This window comes from Oleiphilus sp. HI0061 (genome assembly GCF_001635675.1).
Genome location: NZ_LWFE01000612.1, coordinates 1 through 3,714, shown reverse-complemented (window position 1 = coordinate 3,714; position 3,714 = coordinate 1). Strand labels below are relative to the sequence as shown.

Annotated in this window: 5 protein-coding genes and 1 pseudogene; all 6 read right to left on the bottom strand. The window is 43.9% G+C overall.

The genetic code is table 11. The features are described from left to right. A partial coding sequence (locus A3735_RS07890; RefSeq protein ID WP_068637876.1) for a biopolymer transporter ExbD occupies positions 1-439 on the bottom strand: 439 nt, incomplete at its 3' end. Then, positions 436-1,032, bottom strand: coding sequence for a biopolymer transporter ExbD (locus A3735_RS07885; RefSeq protein ID WP_068553966.1), 597 nt, complete (start codon positions 1,030-1,032; stop codon positions 436-438). The genes A3735_RS07885 and A3735_RS07890, both read right to left, overlap by 4 nt. A gap of 58 nt (positions 1,033-1,090) precedes the next feature. Next, on the bottom strand, positions 1,091-1,792 hold the full coding sequence (locus A3735_RS07880; protein WP_068511508.1) for a MotA/TolQ/ExbB proton channel family protein: 702 nt from the start codon (positions 1,790-1,792) through the stop codon (positions 1,091-1,093). Positions 1,793-2,066: 274 nt separating this feature from the next. Then, the gene (locus A3735_RS07875) at positions 2,067-2,375 is read right to left on the bottom strand and encodes a hypothetical protein (protein ID WP_068553964.1); all 309 of its coding nucleotides are present in this window, start codon (positions 2,373-2,375) and stop codon (positions 2,067-2,069) included. A 13-nt stretch (positions 2,376-2,388) separates the two neighbouring features. After that, positions 2,389-3,099, bottom strand: coding sequence for a tetratricopeptide repeat protein (locus A3735_RS07870; RefSeq protein ID WP_068553962.1), 711 nt, complete (start codon positions 3,097-3,099; stop codon positions 2,389-2,391). 28 nt (positions 3,100-3,127) lie between these two features. Further along, positions 3,128-3,714: pseudogene (locus A3735_RS30500) on the bottom strand (hypothetical protein); the annotation flags it as partial.

The window sequence follows — 3,714 nt, the reverse complement described above, 5'->3', positions numbered from 1 at the left end:
CACAGGTTGTCATAATTTTCTTTAACAGCTCATATGGCAACTCTCGATCGGCAACGATAGTGATTGGACGCCCTTCTGGCGCGACTGCGCTGTTAGACTTTGAAGCCTGATAGTCTAACTCAGCCTTAAGCAGAGGTTCTACCTCTCCTTGAAATTCACGAAGCTCGGCGACTTTAACGATCGCTCGGCCACCGACAAGAATATCGTCGTGAGTCACGGCTAATGCCAGCGCATCTTTTGGCATTTGATCAGCATTAGAAACCGGAAGCTTGACCATATTGTTCTGGTTCAATACTTGTACATCACTTGAGGAATTTACCATCAAGAAAAACACAAGAATCGTAAAGATGTCCATCAAGGATACCAGGTTTAACTTACCCTGATTCTTACTACGGCGTTGGTGACGCTGGATACGCTTGGCTTTTGCTGATGTTTTCATGATCTAACCTTCCCATCAGTTAATTCGGTCTTGGCATCCGCAACACTTTCGTTTGCATCAACAACTTCCGGCGCATCGGCTATCGACACTTCCGGGAATAACTCGGCATTCACTACACTTCCCGCAACAACGGTACGGTAAGATCGCACCTTATCCATCACAGACACCAAGGTCTGATAGGAAGTGTCTTTTCGTGCCATGACAGTAATATCTTTCTTTTCCGGAATACGCGATTTCAGCTCCTGCATCACTTGCCCTAACATCGCAAAGTCGTAAGCCCCAGTACTTACGGCCGCGTTGTCAGAGCTATTATTTGCAACTGAATTCCGCTTTAAACTATCTATTTGCTTAATCACACCGCCTTTATTGTCGGCAACCACCAACTTATCTTCCAGAATCATTACCTGTAACTGCAATGACTCATCATCCTGAGCTGAGCTTTGGTCTTGAGTTGGAAAGTTCAACTCAAGTACACTCGTATGAGCAAAGATCATATTGATCAGCAAGATTGGTACAAGCACGATCATTAAATTCATAAATGCCGTGATATCCAGATCTGCTTCACTTCGTAAGCGTCGATGTTTGCGTTTCATAGTCGAGTCTGCCTATTTCGCTAAGGATTGATCAATAAAGTTGGTTTACAAAGACCAACTAAACAGCGGCTGCCGCATTAAGCCCTGAGTCAGCACTTGGCGACTGTGTAGCCTTAGCAGGTGCTGGAACCGAAGCTGATCGGTCACTTAATAAGTTCATCACTTTAATGCCCGCCATTTCAAAACTATCGACAATCTCGTTAGTCTTTGTTTGAAGTACTGAGTGAACGAGTAATAAAGGAATCGCCGCAATCAAACCGAATGCAGTCGTGTTCATCGCTACTGAAATACTTTGTGATAGCAAGCTAGCTTTTTGTGCAGGATCGGCCGAGGCAACCGCTGTAAATGCAGCGATCAAACCAATGATCGTGCCCAACAAGCCGAGCAAGGTTGAAACGTTAGCTAAAGTCGCTAGATATTGCGTACGTTTTTCTAAACGCGGCATCGTTTCCAGCAAGCCTTCTTCCATCGCATATTCAATTTCTTCACGTGGCTGTCTGCGGCCTAATCGAACCAGACCCGCACCGATCATATTCGACATGGCGGTCTTAGACGAAGAAGCAAACTTTACAGCCGACTTAAAGTCCTTCCCGCTAATCATACGGTGAAGCTTATTAAAGTCCTGGCGGTTATTACGCTTAGCGACACTCAGGTAAACATAGCGTTCAATTGCAATCACCAAACCAACTACCAAAATGATTGAAATCGGATACATGAAGAATCCGCCTTCCTGAAAAAATCGAATTATTGTCTCGATCATAACAATTTACTCCTGGGGGTTTTCTTTGCTTTATGCCTTGTAGGCCATTTAAAATTTATACAATCATCAAGTGCACTTCGCTGACGATTGCAAACAATTGTGAAAATTGTAGATTGAAAAGAGAGAAAAGACGGTTAGATCACGAAAGGATTTGTTGCGAATTGTGTTCATGTTCTTCCATGCACATACTTTGTGTGACTCCTGTCATAGTTTGACGCCATATAGGCCAATATACCTTCTTTTAGCTTACAAGAACCTGTCTAAGTGATGAATCCTACTTTGGTATTGCGGGCACAGTAGTCGCTTTTACATTCTGTTTGCTGAAGGCTTCATGGTAACTTTGCATTCTCAGAAAGCTGGCCCGGTCAAGCGGCTGAATAGGACGTGACGATGCCAAGGTCTGCTCAGGTTCATCAAGAGAGTAAACCTTTGCTGGCTGCCAAGGAACCAAATACAAAACGGTAGGAAGCTCTTGGTTCCCTCGAATAGTCGCCCCTTCGATTGCGATCACAGTTCCTTCTGCCGCCACAACTTGCGTTAAAATAAGACAAGTCAGTAGCATTAAACATTGAGTTAATTTCATATCCTACAACTCCTTATTGTCTATTTTTGATATCAAAGATCCAGTCTTTTACCTGAGGGTCTGGCTCATCAAGTAAAGACTGATATTGCTCGTATAAAGGCAAAGCGTCCGCAAACTGCCCACGATATAAATCCAACAAGATACCCAAGTTTCTAATGGCTGTTATATCTTCAGGGTTCTGATCCAAAGCCTGGCGATAATAGCTCTCCGCCTGATCGAAATCGCCTTTCTCCCGCATAATTTGACCGAGATAGTTGAGTGCCGGGCCAGTAAACTTTGCCAAGTTATCCAAAATCTCAGCCCGCTTGTCTGTAGGCAGATCTATCGACGCCTTGTTATCAGCCTTTTGTTTGTTCTCCTGCCCAAGCGAGTCCTTCAGAGCGAGCACTTTCGATAAGTATGACTCAGCCTCTTCTACATTTCCCAACCACCAGCTACTAATGCCAAGGTTCAAGAGAGGCCCAGGGTACCAGGGGTTTTGCTGATGTATTTCTGCCAGAGTATGAAAGCTATCTTCAAGCTCATCGTTACCTTTGAATACCCCGGCAGCCATCGCTTGGTCCGATGAACTCTCTAGTGACTTCATCGTTTCAACAGCGTCTTGATATTGTGAAACTAATGCTTGTCGCGAATCTTCAGCGGCGATTGATTCCTTATCTATTTTTCCTTTTGTTGCACAGGCACTCAAGATAAGGCACAGACAAACCATCAAAAAACATGACATTGATTGCCTCAAACAGATGAATAGACCCTTAATACAAGTCATAGATGATCTCGCTCTTTAATTCAGGCTTATCGTAACGCCCTGGTAGCAATTCTTTTAAGGCATCAAAACTATTCTGAACCCAGTCATCGTAGATACCAATCCAAGACCTACTGGAGTTCTGTTCATGAATTTCAATAGCACTGTCTTCAAAGGGATAAGCTTGTTCTTCAAGAAGAATTTCGTACTGCTCTAGCTCCAGCTCGTTCAGGCCTGTAGGGCGATCAGAATCCATTAAGTCGCGACTAAGCTGAGCATAAATATCAGCCATGCGATATCCAGCTTCGGTTGAGAACTGAGAGACACCATAACTCGCCGTCTTTTGATAGGCTTTCATAGCTTTTTCCAAAGCTTTGGTTTTTTTAATCATGGTTTCGTTTAGAGGTAGTTTTAACTTGATTCGTTTGTACTGAATAAAGGCATCATTAGCCAAAACACTCGCAGCACCTGCCGCCAAGAAGCGCATACGGTCATCTGCAGCATCACCCAAGCTATCGACCTTCTTCATTTGTTTAGCTAACCAAAAGCGTCGCTTCAGGGGTTTATCCGTTTCTTTATAAAGTTGCGCCAAACGAT